General features: G+C 62.9%; 15 protein-coding genes. 12 read left to right on the top strand and 3 right to left on the bottom strand.

What is annotated here, in order from left to right; translation table 11 throughout:
• Position 1 precedes the first annotated feature (1 nt).
• The 4 genes from AC1DXU_RS02305 to derI all read left to right on the top strand — a co-directional run bounded on the left by AC1DXU_RS02305 (position 2) and on the right by derI (position 3,750).
• Entirely contained in the window at positions 2-1,510 is a 1,509-nt protein-coding gene (locus AC1DXU_RS02305; protein ID WP_477365940.1) for a glycerol-3-phosphate dehydrogenase, read from the top strand.
• Positions 1,510-2,448, top strand: a complete 939-nt coding sequence (locus AC1DXU_RS02300; RefSeq protein ID WP_477365937.1) for a sugar phosphate isomerase/epimerase family protein — start codon at positions 1,510-1,512, stop codon at positions 2,446-2,448. Before AC1DXU_RS02305 ends, AC1DXU_RS02300 begins: the two co-directional genes overlap by 1 nt.
• A gap of 70 nt (positions 2,449-2,518) precedes the next feature.
• A complete protein-coding gene (locus AC1DXU_RS02295; protein ID WP_477363840.1) occupies positions 2,519-3,286 on the top strand; it encodes a triose-phosphate isomerase in 768 nt (255 codons plus the stop codon).
• 26 nt (positions 3,287-3,312) lie between these two features.
• Positions 3,313-3,750: a D-erythrulose-4-phosphate isomerase gene (gene derI / locus AC1DXU_RS02290; RefSeq protein ID WP_352583466.1), complete on the top strand. Its 438-nt coding sequence runs from the start codon at positions 3,313-3,315 to the stop codon at positions 3,748-3,750.
• A gap of 78 nt (positions 3,751-3,828) precedes the next feature.
• On the opposite strand, the gene dhaL is transcribed toward derI, so the two are convergent.
• Positions 3,829-4,470: a dihydroxyacetone kinase subunit DhaL gene (gene dhaL / locus AC1DXU_RS02285; protein WP_477363837.1), complete on the bottom strand. Its 642-nt coding sequence runs from the start codon at positions 4,468-4,470 to the stop codon at positions 3,829-3,831.
• A 15-nt stretch (positions 4,471-4,485) separates the two neighbouring features.
• Complete coding sequence (locus AC1DXU_RS02280; protein WP_477363834.1) at positions 4,486-5,493, bottom strand: dihydroxyacetone kinase subunit DhaK; 1,008 nt, start codon at positions 5,491-5,493, stop codon at positions 4,486-4,488.
• Positions 5,494-5,809: 316 nt separating this feature from the next.
• On the opposite strand from AC1DXU_RS02280, the gene AC1DXU_RS02275 reads away from it, so the two are divergent.
• Entirely contained in the window at positions 5,810-6,277 is a 468-nt protein-coding gene (locus AC1DXU_RS02275) for a CatB-related O-acetyltransferase (RefSeq protein WP_477363831.1), read from the top strand.
• Between the two features lie 30 nt (positions 6,278-6,307).
• Here the strand turns inward: AC1DXU_RS02275 and AC1DXU_RS02270 are convergent, their stop codons facing one another.
• On the bottom strand, positions 6,308-7,255 hold the full coding sequence (locus AC1DXU_RS02270) for a GlxA family transcriptional regulator (protein WP_477363828.1): 948 nt from the start codon (positions 7,253-7,255) through the stop codon (positions 6,308-6,310).
• 87 nt (positions 7,256-7,342) lie between these two features.
• On the opposite strand from AC1DXU_RS02270, the gene AC1DXU_RS02265 reads away from it, so the two are divergent.
• The 7 genes from AC1DXU_RS02265 (at position 7,343) to AC1DXU_RS02235 (ending at position 14,421) form a co-directional block, all read left to right on the top strand.
• Entirely contained in the window at positions 7,343-8,050 is a 708-nt protein-coding gene (locus AC1DXU_RS02265) for a DJ-1/PfpI family protein (protein WP_477363825.1), read from the top strand.
• A gap of 123 nt (positions 8,051-8,173) precedes the next feature.
• The gene (locus AC1DXU_RS02260; RefSeq protein ID WP_477363822.1) at positions 8,174-8,905 is read left to right on the top strand and encodes a FadR/GntR family transcriptional regulator; all 732 of its coding nucleotides are present in this window, start codon (positions 8,174-8,176) and stop codon (positions 8,903-8,905) included.
• Entirely contained in the window at positions 8,902-10,089 is a 1,188-nt protein-coding gene (locus AC1DXU_RS02255) for a PLP-dependent transferase (RefSeq protein ID WP_477363819.1), read from the top strand. Before AC1DXU_RS02260 ends, AC1DXU_RS02255 begins: the two co-directional genes overlap by 4 nt.
• A 30-nt stretch (positions 10,090-10,119) precedes the next feature.
• Positions 10,120-11,397, top strand: a complete 1,278-nt coding sequence (locus AC1DXU_RS02250) for an ABC transporter substrate-binding protein (protein WP_477363816.1) — start codon at positions 10,120-10,122, stop codon at positions 11,395-11,397.
• 181 nt (positions 11,398-11,578) lie between these two features.
• Positions 11,579-12,502, top strand: coding sequence for a carbohydrate ABC transporter permease (locus AC1DXU_RS02245; protein ID WP_477363813.1), 924 nt, complete (start codon positions 11,579-11,581; stop codon positions 12,500-12,502).
• Complete coding sequence (locus AC1DXU_RS02240; protein WP_477363810.1) at positions 12,502-13,350, top strand: carbohydrate ABC transporter permease; 849 nt, start codon at positions 12,502-12,504, stop codon at positions 13,348-13,350. The genes AC1DXU_RS02245 and AC1DXU_RS02240 overlap by 1 nt, the downstream gene beginning before the upstream one ends.
• Before the next feature lie 3 nt (positions 13,351-13,353).
• Entirely contained in the window at positions 13,354-14,421 is a 1,068-nt protein-coding gene (locus AC1DXU_RS02235; protein WP_477363807.1) for an ABC transporter ATP-binding protein, read from the top strand.
• Positions 14,422-14,557 lie beyond the last annotated feature (136 nt).

Genomic DNA, 14,557 nt, shown 5'->3' with positions numbered 1-14,557 from the left:
TATGTCTGATGTTGTCGATCTCTTCGTGATTGGCGGCGGCGTCAACGGCGCCGGCATAGCGCGCGATGCGGCCGGTCGCGGGCTGTCGGTCATCCTGTGCGAGAAGGACGATCTGGCGCAAGGCACCAGTTCGCGCTCCGGCAAGCTGGTGCATGGCGGCCTGCGCTATCTCGAATATTACGAGTTCCGGCTGGTGCGCGAAGCGTTGATCGAACGCGAGGTGCTGCTGGAGGCGGCGCCGCACATCATCTGGCCGATGCGCTTCGTGCTTCCGCACAGCCCCGACGACCGGCCGGCCTGGCTGGTCCGGCTCGGGCTGTTTCTCTACGACCATCTTGGCGGCCGCAAGCGGCTGCCGGGCACTCGAACGCTGGACTTGAGGATCGCGCCGGAAGGGGCGCCGATCAAGGACGAATTCAAGCGCGGCTTCGAATATTCCGACTGCTGGGTCGATGATGCGCGGCTGGTGCTGCTCAACGCGCTCGACGCCAGTCAGCGCGGCGCAAAAGTGTTCACCCGCACGGCCTGTATTGCTGCCCGGCGCGAAGGCGGCCTGTGGTCGATCGACATGCAGGACGGCCGCACGGGTGCGGTGACGAAGGTCCGCGCAAAGGGGCTGGTCAATGCGGCTGGGCCGTGGGTGAATGATATCGTCAACCGCGTGGCGGGGCAGAATTCCACCCGCAATGTTCGCCTGGTGAAGGGCAGCCATATCGTCGTGCCCAAATTCTGGGAGGGACGGCAGGCCTATCTCATCCAGAACAACGACAAGCGAGTGATCTTCGTCAACCCTTATGAAAACGACCTGGCGCTGATCGGCACCACCGACATTCCTTATGAAGGCCGGCCCGAGGAAGTGGCGGCCGAGGCCAGTGAGGTCGATTATCTGATCAAGGTGGTCAATCGCTACTTCAAGCGACAGCTGACGGCGCAGGACGTGGTCTACAGTTTCTCGGGCGTGCGTCCGCTCTATGACGACAATGCCGACAATCCGAGCGCGGTGACGCGCGATTACATCTTCGAGCTCGATGCCCCGAATGGCAGCGCGCCGCTGCTTTCGGTGTTCGGCGGCAAGATCACGACTTTCCGCAAGCTGTCCGAACATGCGCTGGAAAAAATCCAGCCGTTCTTCCCGGCGATGAAGAAAGCCTGGACGGCGAAAATTCCCCTGCCGGGGGGTGACTTGCCCAACGCGGATTTCGAGCAGTTTCTGGGCGATCTGCACGCCGAGTTTTCCTGGCTTAGCCCGTCGCTGGTAAAGCACTATGCCCGAAGCTACGGCACGCGCACACGCGCCCTGCTGAAAGGTGTCAAAGGCGAAGCCGATCTCGGCCGCCGTTTCGGCCCGGATTTCTACGAGCGGGAAGCTGTTTTCCTGTTCGACACCGAATGGGCGATGACCGCCGCCGACGTTCTGGAGCGCCGGACCAAGCACGGCCTGCATGTCAATGCGGCCGAGCGAAAGATATTCGAAGAGTGGTGCACCAAGACCATGGCGGCGGCAACCTGATGGCCTTCACGCTCTCCCTCAACACCAACCCGCTGGTCAATCGTTTCGCCGATCCCGACGATTTGATCGAGGCGATTGCTTATGGCATCGGCATTCGCGACGTGCAGCTGACGCATGAATTCGTCAATCCGGGCTGGCCTGCGGCAACGATTGCCAAATTCATTCGTCTGTTCAACAGCGCGCTGGCGCGGACCGGCGTGCGCATCACCTCAGGGATGACCGGTCCCTATGGCCGGCTCAATCATTTCGGCCATCCGGACGCCGATGTGCGCCGCTACTATGTCGACTGGTTCAAGACCTTCGCCGACATTTCCGCCGAGCTTGGCGCGTCGGGCATGGGCACGCAGTTCGCCATATTCACCTACAAGGATTTTGACGATCCGCAGCGGCGCGCGGCACTTCTCGACATTGCGCTCGAATGCTGGCGCGAGGTGGCCGAGCATGCCAAGGCGGCGGGCCTGACCTACCTGTTCTGGGAACCGATGTCGGTGGGCCGCGAATTTGGCCACACGATCGAAAGCTGCGTCGAACTGCAGGGCGCCATCGATGCGGCCAGGCTGCCTATACCGATGCAGATGATGGTCGACATCGACCATGGCGACGTGACCTCACCCAACCCTGACGACACCGATCCCTATGCCTGGGCGAAAGCTTTTCCATTGCAATCGCCAATTATCCACATCAAGCAGTCGTCGATGAACAAGGGCGGGCATTGGCCGTTCACGGCGGCGTACAACAAGGATGGCCGCATCATCCCGCAGAAGCTGCTCGACACCGTGCGGGCGGGTGGCGGAACCGACAATGAGATCTGCCTTGAACTTTCGTTCCGGGAGAGGGAACCGGTCGATCACCAGGTTGTTGCAATGATCCGCGAGTCTGTGGATTTCTGGGCGCCTTACATCGACAGCGGCCGCGACAGTCTCAAGCCTCGCGCCTGAGGGAAAACGCCGGCCCGAAGGCTGGGGCTGGCCCGGACATCATCCGGATTTCGGATCGAAGGAGAAAAGAATGACCCCATATTGGGTCGGCACGAGCTGGAAGATGAACAAGACGCTGGCGGAGGCGCTGCAATTCGCCGAGGCGCTGGCGGCCTTCGTGCCGGGCTTCGATGCGGCGATACAGCCTTTTGTCATTCCGCCGTTCACCGCCGTGCGGCAGGTGAAGGCGGCGCTTGCCAACACCCGCGTGAAGGTCGGCGCGCAGAATATGCATTGGGCCGATGCCGGTGCGTGGACGGGCGAGATTTCGCCGGTGATGCTGAGGGATTGCGGGCTTGACCTGGTCGAACTCGGCCATAGCGAGCGCCGCGAGCATTTTGGCGAGACGGACAAAACCGTGGGATTGAAAACGGCGGCGGCAGTCAGGCACGGCTTCGTGCCGTTGATCTGCGTCGGTGAGACGCTGGCCGAGCGTGAGGTCGGCCGCGCTGATGAAGTCCTGACCACGCAGGTTCTGGGCGCGCTGCAAGGCCTCTCGGACAATGAATTGTCGGCAGAAATCCTCTTCGCCTACGAGCCGGTGTGGGCGATCGGCGAGAAAGGCATTCCGGCCAGCGCAGACTATGCCGACAAGCAGCAGGCCCTGATCAAACAGGTCGCCGCGAGCCGGTTACCGGACGCCCCGCCTGTGCTTTACGGCGGCAGCGTCAATCCCGGCAATGCCGCCGAATTGATCGGCCAGCCGCATGTCGACGGCCTTTTCATCGGCCGCTCGGCATGGCAAGCGGAAGGCTATATCGACATTCTGAAAAAGGCGTCGGCCGCCCTCGCGCGCTGACAATGAAAACGAAGGAGTTTATTGCCATGAAGATCGCACTTGGGGCCGACAGCGCCGGCAAGCCGCTGCTCGATGTCATCGCCAAGCATCTCGCCACCAAGCCCGAGCTGCAGGTCGTCGATCTCAGCCAGGCCGGCTACTACGCCGATATCGCCGCCGCGGTCGGCCACGAAATTATCGACGGCAATTACGACCGGGCCATCCTGTTTTGCGGTACCGGCATCGGCGTCAGCATTTCGGCCAACAAGGTGCCGGGCATTCGCGCCGCGTTGACCCATGACACTTATTCGGCGGAGCGCGCCGCGAAATCCAACAACGCCCAGATCATCACCATGGGCGCCCGCGTCATCGGCCCCGAACTGGCGAAATCGATCGCCGATGCGTGGTTGGCCTCGGAGTTCGATCCGAACGGCCCCTCGGCCGGAAACGTGGATGCCATCGACAAGCTCGACGCGAAGCGCTGAAGATGGGTCTTTCCGGATAGAGTCAAGTTGAGCCTCTATCCTATTGTTTGAATATGATCTTTTCCCGAAAGGGATGGTCTAGCCGGTCAAGGCGACCCGCATCGCCTCGATCACGATTACGGCGGAGGCGGCGCCTGGATCCATATGGCCAAGCGAGCGTTCGCCGAGGCGGGAGGCCCGGCCCTTGGCGGCGATCATCGTCTTGGTCGCCTCCGCGCCGGCCTTTGCCGCCTCGGCCGCAGCCGCGAGGCTGCGGGCCAGATCCTTGCCGGCAGCCAGCGCCTCGCCCGCCGCCGTCGCGGCCGGCGCCCAGGCATCCATCATCGTCTTTTCGCCAGGCTCGGCCTTGCCGCGATCCTGGATGCCTTTGGCCATGGCCTGGAACAGGGCGACCGTGTCCGCGTCATCGAGCGTCACTTTGCCCTTCACCGCTGCAGCAGCGCGCATGAAAGCCGTGGCGTAGAGCGGTCCGGAGGAGGCGCCGACGGCGTTCAGGAACGATTTTGCCGCCGTATTCAGCAAGGTGGTTGGATCGGTCGCCTCGGCGTCCAAGGCCGCGACCGCATCGCGCGCCGCTGCAAATCCCAACTCCATGGCGATGCCGTGATCGGCGTCGCCGATCACGCCGTCAAGCGCGCACAGTCGGTCTCGGTCGGCTGACATGGCGCCGGCGATGGCCGCGAACATCCCGGCGAGGCGGGCGCTGTCGATTGTCGTCATCTGCTTATCCTCGGCTTACCCGGCGCGAAACATGGCGCAGTCGCAAGGGTGGTCCAGCATCGTCTGCAACTCGCCATCGAGCTGGTGCAGCGTGATCGAGGCGCCGGCCATCTCAAGCGAGGTGCAGTAATTGCCGACCCAGGTTGCATGGACGCCGACGCCGATATCGGCCAGCCTTTGCGACAGCCGCCGGTTCATGATGTAGAGTTCCATCAGGGGTGTCGACCCGAGCGAATTGACGAGAATAGCGACGCGGTCGCCGCGCGACGGCACCATTTCCTGCAAGATATGGTCGAGCATCGCGTCGGTGACTTCGTCGGCGCTTTTCAGCGGCCCGCGCGCGACGCCGGGCTCGCCATGGATGCCCATGCCGATCTCCATCTCGTCGTCGCCGATCTCGAAATTCGGCCGCCTTGTCTGTGGCAGCGAGCAAGGGGAAAGCGCGACACCCATGGTGAAGGTGTGATCGTTGGCCTTTGTGGCGATGCGCTCGCATTCCCCGAAAGACAGCATGCGGTCGCAAGCGGCACCCGCCGCCTTGAAGATGAAGAAATTGCCGGCGACGCCGCGGCGCTTGTGCCGTTCGCCGCGCGGCGCGGACGCCACGTCATCGGTGCTCAGAACCGTGCGCACTTCGATGTCGTCCATCGCTGCCATTTCGGCCGCCATGTCGAAATTCATCACGTCGCCGGCATAGTTGCCGTACATGAACAGCACGCCGGCGCCGCCGCTCGCCGCCTTGGCGCATTCGAGGATCGGATCGGGAGGAGGGGAGGCAAAGACGTTGCCGATTGCCGCCGCGTCGGCCAGGCCCTTGCCGACAAAGCCGAGGAAGGTCGGCTCATGGCCGGAGCCGCCGCCGATCACCAGGCCAACCTTACCGGGGCGCGGACCGTTTCTGGCTATGATGGAGCGCGGGCTGGCGGGCACGGCCTGAAGATGTCCTGGATGCGCGGCGAGAATTCCGGCCAGCATCTCGTCGACCGCCTTGCCGCCGTCATTGATGAGTTTCTTGGTTTTCAACAAATGTCCTCCCAGAATGCCGGTCGACCATGCCATCGCGGTCGTCAAAGGAAAAGACATGTGGACGGTTGGCTATGTCGTTCCCCCGAAATGGTGTCAGACCATACGTGCCTGCGGCCAAGATCGGGATTGCGTTGATGCATAGGCTGTGGATTTGTCTGATGCTGCCGGCGATCCCGGTGCAAAGGGTGGGGATCCCTCGAACATGGCTTTCAAAAGATTGCGAATATTCCTGGGGTTGAAGGACGACCCCAATTCTATCCCGCGCCACGCCAGCATTGGCCGATACTCAAAAAGCCTGAGCGGTGGATCGTTCGTGAACTGCAGCGAACAATCCCCGGTCGAAATCGGCGCATTCTGCGCCGTCGGGCCCGGCGTCAGATTCTTCTGCCAGGCCAATCATCCGACAGAGACAGCCGCGAATTACGCGCTTCAGCACCAGCTGTTCAAAACCAAGTCGACCTACGAATATCTGAGATCAAACGGCCCGATCAAACTCGGTCACGATGTGTGGGTCGGAACGGATGCCATCATCCTGTCCGGCGTGACCATCGGCGATGGTGCGGTGGTCGCCGCCGGCAGTGTCGTGACGAAAGACGTGCCGCCTTACGCCATTGTCGGTGGCAATCCGGCCAAGTTTATCAAGAAGCGGTTTTCCGACGAGACAATCGCGGCGATGCAGAAAATCCGCTGGTGGGACTGGCCCTTGGAAAGATTGATGCAGGAAAAGTCGGCCTTCGACTTGCCGGCCGAACAGTTCGTCGCCCGGTTTGGGGGCGGCTGAAGGCGCAGTCATAGATCGTCAGCCAACGTGTTAAAAACGCTCGCGATAGTCGCGCGGGTTGGTGCCCAGCACGCGCAGGAAGCCACGCCGCATCGTCTCTTCCGAGCCGAATCCGCAGCGCCTGGCGGTCTGGTTGACGGGCTGGCCCCGCTCCAGCATCCGTCGCGCCGCCTCGATCCGGATCTCTTCGACCGCACGGGCAGGTGTCCGGCCCGTCGCCTCCAGATAATGCCGCGAGAAGCTGCGCGGGCTCATATTGGCGTGGTCGGCCAGCTGCGTCAGCGACAGGTCGCCGGCCAGATTTTCGAGAACCCAGCCATGCAGCCGGTCGAAGCGTCCGTCGCCTTCCTGCAGCTTCAGGGTCTGGCTGAATTGCGCCTGGCCGCCGGGCCGTTTCAGGAAGACCACCAGCTCGCGCGCCACTGCGAGCGCCGTATGCCGGCCAAGATCGGCCTCGATGAGGGATAGGGCGAGATCGATGCCCGCCGTTACGCCGGCTGACGTCCAGACATTGCCGTCACGAATGAAGATCGGATCGGGTTCGAGGCGGACCGCGGGAAAGCGCCTGGCGAACTCGGCGCAGCGTCCCCAATGGGTCACGGCGCGACGCCCGTCGAGCAGGCCCGCCTGCGCCAGCAGCATGGCGCCGCTGCAGACGGAAGCCGTTCGCGTGGCATCGCGCGAGCGGCCGGCGATCCATTGGACCAACTCGGCATCCTCGCAGGCCGCGTTGACGCCCCATCCGCCGGGCACGATCAGCGTGTCGATCTCCAGTCCGTGCGCCGGCAGCGCCGCTGCCTCCAGCACGAGACCGGCCGATGTCCTGATCCGCGGCGAGGCGGCGACGACCACGACCTCGTAGGGAGCTGGCTCGCCGGCCTGCGTCCTGAAATCGTTGGCGCTGGCAAAGACCTGAAGCGGTCCGCTGACGTCGAGAAGCTGGATGTCGGGATAAGCAAGCACTTCGATACGGCGCATTGGGTTTGGCCTGAAACGAGGGGTGAATGGCAATCGTGCCAAAGCATGATGCCCTAGATTGCCTGAAGTCAACCCACGGAGATTTCCATGACCCTTCGTTTCGGCATCCTCGTCTTCCACAACGTCCAACAGCTCGACCTCACCGGCCCCTACGAAGTCCTGGCATCGGCCAAGGGTGCCGAGGTGGATCTGATCTGGAAGGATCGCAACCCGGTGATGTCGTCGACGCACCTCTCGCTTACCCCGACGGCGACCTTCGACGATTGCCGGCCCCTCGATGTGCTGTGTATTCCCGGCGGGGGCGGCGTCAACGCGTTGCTGGAGGACCAGACAGTTCTCGATTTCGTGTGGGAGCGCGCAGCACAGGCGCGCTACATAACCTCGGTGTGCAGCGGCGCCCTGGTGCTCGGCGCGGCCGGGCTGCTGAGGGGCAAGCGGGCGACGACGCACTGGTATGCGCATGATTTCCTTGAAGAGTTCGGGGCCATCCCTGTCGACGAGCGGATCGTGGAGGACGGCAAGCTCATTACCGCCGGCGGCGTTACCTCCGGGATCGATTTCGGGCTGGCGCTGGTTGCACGGCTGCTTGGACAGGAGGAGGCTGAGATCGTGCAGCTCTCGCTCGAATATGCCCCAGCGCCTCCGTTCCAGTCAGGCACGCCTGCCCAGGCTTCGCCTGCCGTGCTGGCGGAGGCGAAGGAACGGCTCGCGGGTTCGAGACGGGCACGCGAGGAAATGTTTGCCCGCTGGCGCAGCGCCGGTGCGGATCCTGCACCGTCGCGCGCTCACGGCTGAACCGGCCCGGTCGAATGGCGCATCTCCGCGCTATTCGACCTTGCTTCATTTTGGCGGTTGACTCGCCTCCTCGGTCTGTGCAGAAATTGGTTGGACCATTGAACCACTTTAGGCTCAACCTGCGTGACCGATTTCCTTCCGCCCATCCAGACGACGGCCCGCGACGATGCGGTGCTGAAGGCGTTGGCCGGCTTCGTCATGCAGGAGCAGCTCGAGCCCGGCGAGAAACTGCCGACCGAACGCATCCTGGCCGAGCGCCTCAAGGTCAGCCGCAACACGGTGCGCGAAGCGCTGACGCGCTGGGAGGGGCTTGGCCTCGTCGAACGCCGGCAAGGCAGCGGCACCTATCTCAAGGCGGCCGTCTCGCTCGACATGCTGCACATGCCGCTGACGCTCGCCGGCGGCAATGATTTCACCGGCCTGATGCGGACATTGGAAATCCGCCGCGCGCTGGAAGCCGAGGCCGCGGCCCTGTGCGCGGTTCGCGCCGACAAGGCCGACATCGCCGAGATCGAGCGCAAGCTCGACATCATGGAAGAGGCCTTTCACACCCGCGCCGGCATGTCGTCGGAAGAGGATTGGGAGTTCCACCAGTCGATCTACCGCGCCTGCGGCAATCCGCTGTTCGAGCAGATCATCGCCGCCATGCATGAACTGTTCCACCGCTTCTGGGAGCATCCGCTCGGCGTGCGCGATTTCGGCCACGCGAGCTTTCCCTACCATCGCACCATGTACAACTGCATCGCCGCGCATGACCCGGAGGGAGCCCGGGCCGAAGCGCTGAAGCTGATCGCCACCGTCGAGAACGATCTGAAGCGCGGCGCCGCCAAACTCAAACTTTCGGACCGCAAATGAACGAGCATCCTGCCAGTTTCAACATGGACTATATCTCGGAAGCGGCAACGTTGCTGGCGCATGACGATCCGTTCCCCGGTGGCGCGGTGGTGCCGCCGATCTACCAGACCTCGCTGTTTACTTTCGCCAACTATGCTGAGATGGCCGACACGTTTGCCGGCCGGCGGCGGCAGCCGATCTATTCGCGCGGCGACAATCCGACAGTGATGGAATTCGAGGCGCGGGTTGCCGCCCTTGAGGGTGCTGAAGCGGCGCGCGGCTTTTCCAGCGGCATGGCGGCAATCAGCGCCACGGTGCTTGCCTTCGTCGGCGCCGGCGAGCGCATCGTTGCCGTACGCAACTGCTATGGTGATGCCTACCGGCTGTTCGAGCGGCTGTTCCCGCGGCTCAACATCAGGGTGGACTATGTCGACGGCTCCGACCCGGACGCGGTCGCGGCGGCACTGCCCGGCGCCAAGCTGCTTTATCTCGAAAGCCCGACCTCGATGATGTTCGAGCTGCAGGACATCGCGCATCTGACGCGGCTGGCGAAAGAGCAAGGCATCGTCACCAGCATCGACAATTCCTGGGCGACGCCGGTGTTCCAGAAACCGATCACGCATGGTGTCGACCTGGTGCTGCATTCGGCCTCGAAATATCTTGGCGGCCATAGCGATACGGTCGCGGGTGTGGTCGCCGGCTCGGCGGCCCATATCGCTCGCATCAACGAGCAGACCTATTCCTCGCTCGGCGGCAAGCTGTCGCCCTTCGAGGCGTGGCTGCTGCTGCGCGGCCTGCGCACGCTGCCGCTCAGGCTGCCGCATCACATGAAGAGTGGGCTCACCATCGCCGAGCGGCTGAAGGCGCACGGGCAGGTCGAGCGCGTCAACCACCCGGCCTATTCCAACCATCCGGGCAAGGCGACTCTGGCCGGCTATGCCGGGTTGTTTTCCTTCGAAGTGACCGAGGATGTCGACATTCCGGCCTTCGTCGACGCGCTGAAGTTCTTCCGCATCGGCGTCAGCTGGGGCGGGCACGAGAGCCTGGTCGTCCCGGCAAAGGCCTCGCTCGAGCAGACGCCGGGCCTGAATTCGATGGCGCGCTTCGGCGTCAGCCCCCGAACCATCCGCTTCAACGTCGGATTGGAAAGTGTCGAGGATCTGTGGGCCGACATCGCCCAGGCCTTCGACAAAGCAAAAAAATAAACGGAGCAATTCAAAATGGGAGTACCTGACATGAAAAGACTGAGCATCATGCTTGCCACTGCCGCCGGCCTGGCAATCTCCGCCAGCGGCGCGCTGGCCGAGTCCACGCTGAAGATGGTCGAGGTCATCACCAGCCCGCCGCGCACCGAATTTTTGAAGAAGCAGATCGCCGAGTTCGAGGCGGCCAATCCGGGCGTCAAGGTCGAGCTGGTCTCGCTGCCCTGGGGCCAGGCGTTCGAGAAATTCCTCACCATGGTGCAGGCCGGCGACACGCCCGACATCGTCGAGATGCCGGAACGCTGGATGGGCCTCTATGCCAATAACGCGCAGCTTGAGGACCTCGGCCCCTACATGGCCAAGTGGGACGACGCCAAGACGCTGGGCGATCGCGCCAAGCAGTTCGGCTCGACGGTCAACAACACCCAGTTCATGATCCCCTACGGCTACTATGTGAACGCGCTGTTCTGGAACAAGAAACTGTTCAAGGAGGCCGGCCTCGACGGCCCGCCGGCGACGCTCGATGAGTTCGTCGCCGACTCCAAGAAGATCTCGGCCATCCCAGGCAAATACGGCTACTGCCTGCGCGGCGGCCCCGGCGCCTTCAACGGCATGCACATGTTTATGAATATCGCGGCCGGCAAGGGCGGCTATTTCAACGAGGACGGCACCTCGACCATAAACGATGAAGGCTCGGTCAAGGGCCTGCAGATGCTGGCCGACATGTACAAGGACGGCCTGGCGCCAAAGGATGCGGTGAGCTGGGGCTTCAACGAGACGGTCACTGGTTTCTATTCCGGCACCTGCGCCATGCTCAACCAGGATCCCGACGCGCTGCTCGGCATTGCCGACAAGATGAGCGCCGACGACTTCGCGGTGGCGCCATTGCCGGTCGGGCCGAGCGGCAAATCCTACCCGACGCTGGGTTATGCCGGCTGGGCGATGTTCGCCAATTCGCAGCACAAGGACGATGCCTGGAAGCTGATGGCGACGCTGCTTTCGCCGAAGGACAATCTGGAATGGGCCAAGGAAGTCGGCGTCGTGCCGATCCACAATGGCGCCGACCAGGATGCCCATTTCAAGACCGAGCAGTTCAAGGGCTGGTTCACCGAGCTGAGCGACACCTCCAAATATGAAATGGTGACCCCGCCGACGCATCTGGAAAACCTCGGCAATTTCGTCGACCAGGTGGCGATCAAGAACTTCCAGGAAGTGCTGCTCGGCCAGAAGACGGCCAAGGAAGCGGCCGATGCATGGGCCGCATTCCTGACCAAGGAGCAGCAGGACTGGCTGGCCAAGAACAAGAAGTAGTTCTTCTCCTTCTCCCCGTTCACGGGGAGAAGGTGTCACGAAGTGACGGATGAGGGGCGGCGCCATACTTTCGCAAGTTCGCGCTGCCCCTCATCTGGCCGCCGCCATCTTCTCCCCGTGAACGGGGAGAAGGACGCTTGTCGCCAGCCCCGACGCTCTTCCAGGAGACGATCCAGAACCGATGACCTATGCCGTGTCCGCAATACGACCCGCAGGCAGACCGCGAAAGAAGCGGCTGACGCATGCCGCTATCGAGCCCTGGCTTTATCTCAGCCCGGCGATCGTGCTTCTGGTGGTGGTGCTGGTGGTGCCGCTGATCGTCGGCATCAGCTATTCGTTCAGAAAGTTCTCAGCCTTCAAGTCGGAATATGTCGGTCTCGGCCAGTATCAGGCCATGCTGTCCGACCAGGTGCTGGGGCAGGCGCTGGTCAACACGCTTTGGTGGACGGTCGCCAGCCTGTTCTTCCAGTTCTTCCTCGGCCTCGGCCTGGCGTTGCTGCTCGACAAGCCGTTTGTCGGCCGCAAGTTTGTCCAGGCTGTGGTGTTCCTGCCCTGGGCGGTGCCTTCCTTCCTGTCGGGCCTCACCTGGGCGTGGCTGTTCAATCCGATCATCGGGCCGCTGCCGCACTGGCTTTATGCGCTGGGCCTGAAGGCCGAACCGACCAATGTTCTGTCCGATCCGGCGACCGCCATGTGGGGGCCGATCATCGCCAACATTTGGTTCGGAATCCCGTTCTTTGCCATCACGCTGCTGGCGGCGCTGAAGTCGATCCCGTCGGAACTGCATGAAGCGGCTGCCATCGATGGCGCCTCGCCATGGCAGCGCTTCAGCAAGGTGACGCTGCCCTTTCTGGCGCCGACCATCGTCATCACCGTCATGCTGCGCACCATCTGGATCGCCACCTTCGCCGACCTGATCTTCGTCATGACCGAAGGCGGGCCTGCCGGCTCGACCAGCACGGTACCGGTCTACATCTATGTCAGCGCCTTCAAATCGCTGGACAAGGGCTATGCCTCGGCGGTGGCGGTGCTGCTACTGGTGCTGCTCATCGTCTACGCGATCGCGCTGATCGCCATCCGCCGCTCGCTGGTGAGGCACGTCTGATGATTGCCGGACGCTCGACCTCCTCGCGCATTGTCAGCGGCATCGGCCTCTACGGCGCCATTGCCGCCTACATGATCTTCGCGCTGTTCCCGATCTTCTGGACGCTGAAGATATCGGTGACGCCGGAGCGGCTGCTCTACTCCGAAGGCATCACGCTGTGGCCGTCGCAGACCACCTTCCGCAACTTCATCACTGTGCTGGAAGCCTCTGATTTCCCGCGCTATTTCATGAACAGCGTCATCGTATCGGTGTCGACGGCGGCATTCGTCACCATCATCGCCACGCTCGCCGGCTACGCCATGTCGCGTTTCACCTTTCGCGGCAAGGCGACGCTGGCGATTATGCTGCTGCTCACTCAGACTTTTCCGCTGGTGATGGTCATTCCGCCGATCTACCGTGTCATGGGGCAGCTCGGCCTCACCAACAGCCTGGTCGGGCTGATCATCATCTACACCGCCTTCAACACTGCCTTCGCCACCTTCCTGATGCAGTCCTTCTTCGACGGCATTCCGAAAGACCTCGAAGAGGCGGCGATGATCGACGGCTGCACGCGCGCCCAGGCGATGCGCAAGGTGATCGTGCCGCTGACGCTGCCGGGCATGGGCGCAACGCTCGGCTTCGTCTTCACCGCGGCGTGGAGCGAGCTTCTGTTCGCACTGATGCTGATTTCCAGCGACGACCAGAAGACCTTTGCCGTCGGCCTGCTCACCTATATCGGCAAGTTCGCCGTCGACTGGGGGCAGATGATGGCGGCGTCGATCCTGGCGTTGATCCCGGTCTGCATCTTCTTCGCCTTCCTGCAACGCTATCTCGTCACCGGCCTCACCGCCGGCGCGGTCAAAGGATAATCGATGGCTTCCGTGACGCTGCAAAACGTCGAGAAGGACTATGGGTCGCTGCGCATCCTGCACGGCGTCGATCTCGAGATCGCCGACGGTGAGTTCGTCGTGCTGGTCGGCCCGTCCGGCTGCGGCAAGTCGACCCTTTTGCGCATGATCGCCGGGCTGGAGGAGGTTTCGGGCGGCGAGATCCGCATCGGCGACCGGCTGGTCAATGACGTGGCACCCAAGGACCGCGACATCGCCATGGTGTTCCAGTCCTACGCGCTCTACCCGCATATGGACGTGTCGTCGAATATGGGCTTCAGCCTGCTGTTGAAGAAGGCGGAAAAGTCGACGATCGACACACGGGTGGGCGCTGCCGCCAAACGGCTCGGCCTCGACGCTTTTCTGCAGCGCCTGCCGCGCCAGCTGTCCGGCGGCCAGCGCCAGCGCGTCGCCATGGGCCGCGCCATCGTGCGCGATCCAAAAGTGTTTCTGTTCGACGAGCCGCTGTCAAACCTCGACGCCAAACTGCGTGTCCATATGCGCGCCGAGATCAAGGCGCTGCACCAGCAGCTCAAGACAACTTCGGTTTATGTCACTCATGACCAGATCGAAGCCATGACCATGGCCGACCGCATCGTCGTCATGCATGACGGCTTCGTCCAGCAGGTCGGCCATCCGCTCGAACTCTACGACCGGCCGATCAACATGTTCGTCGCCGGTTTCATCGGTTCGCCGGGCATGAATTTCCTGCCGGCGACGGTCGACAAGGGCGGTAAGGTGGACGCGGTGCTGGCCGATGGCCAGAAGCTGCGGTTGCCGGACGGGTTGCCGTTGAAAAACGGCGACGCGCTCACCGTCGGGCTGCGGCCGGAACATATCCAGCTCGCCGAAGACGGTGCGCTCACGGCCGAAGTCGAAGTGGTGGAGCCACTCGGCCTGTCGACACAGTTCTACGTCAAGATGGCGGGACAGCAGGTCTGCGTCTTCGTCATGGGGCGCAGCAATGTCCGGCCGGGCGACAAGGTGCGGTTGTCCGCCGAGCCGGCGGCGCTGCATCTGTTCGATCCGGCAGGCGGCAATCGCATCGGATAGGGGGTTCGTGCCGGCTGAGACCATTCACATCGCTCGCCGAAAATCGCGGTCATCATCCGTTTGCGCGAACGCATGGAAAAATAGTTCGTCGTGGCGGCGCCGAAAGGCCTATCATTCCTTTTACCGCATTCGGAAG

The organism is Mesorhizobium sp. P3_A10 (assembly GCF_056403175.1).
Note: the sequence above shows the minus strand (reverse complement) of the source record. Positions and strands in the feature narration are given on the sequence as shown.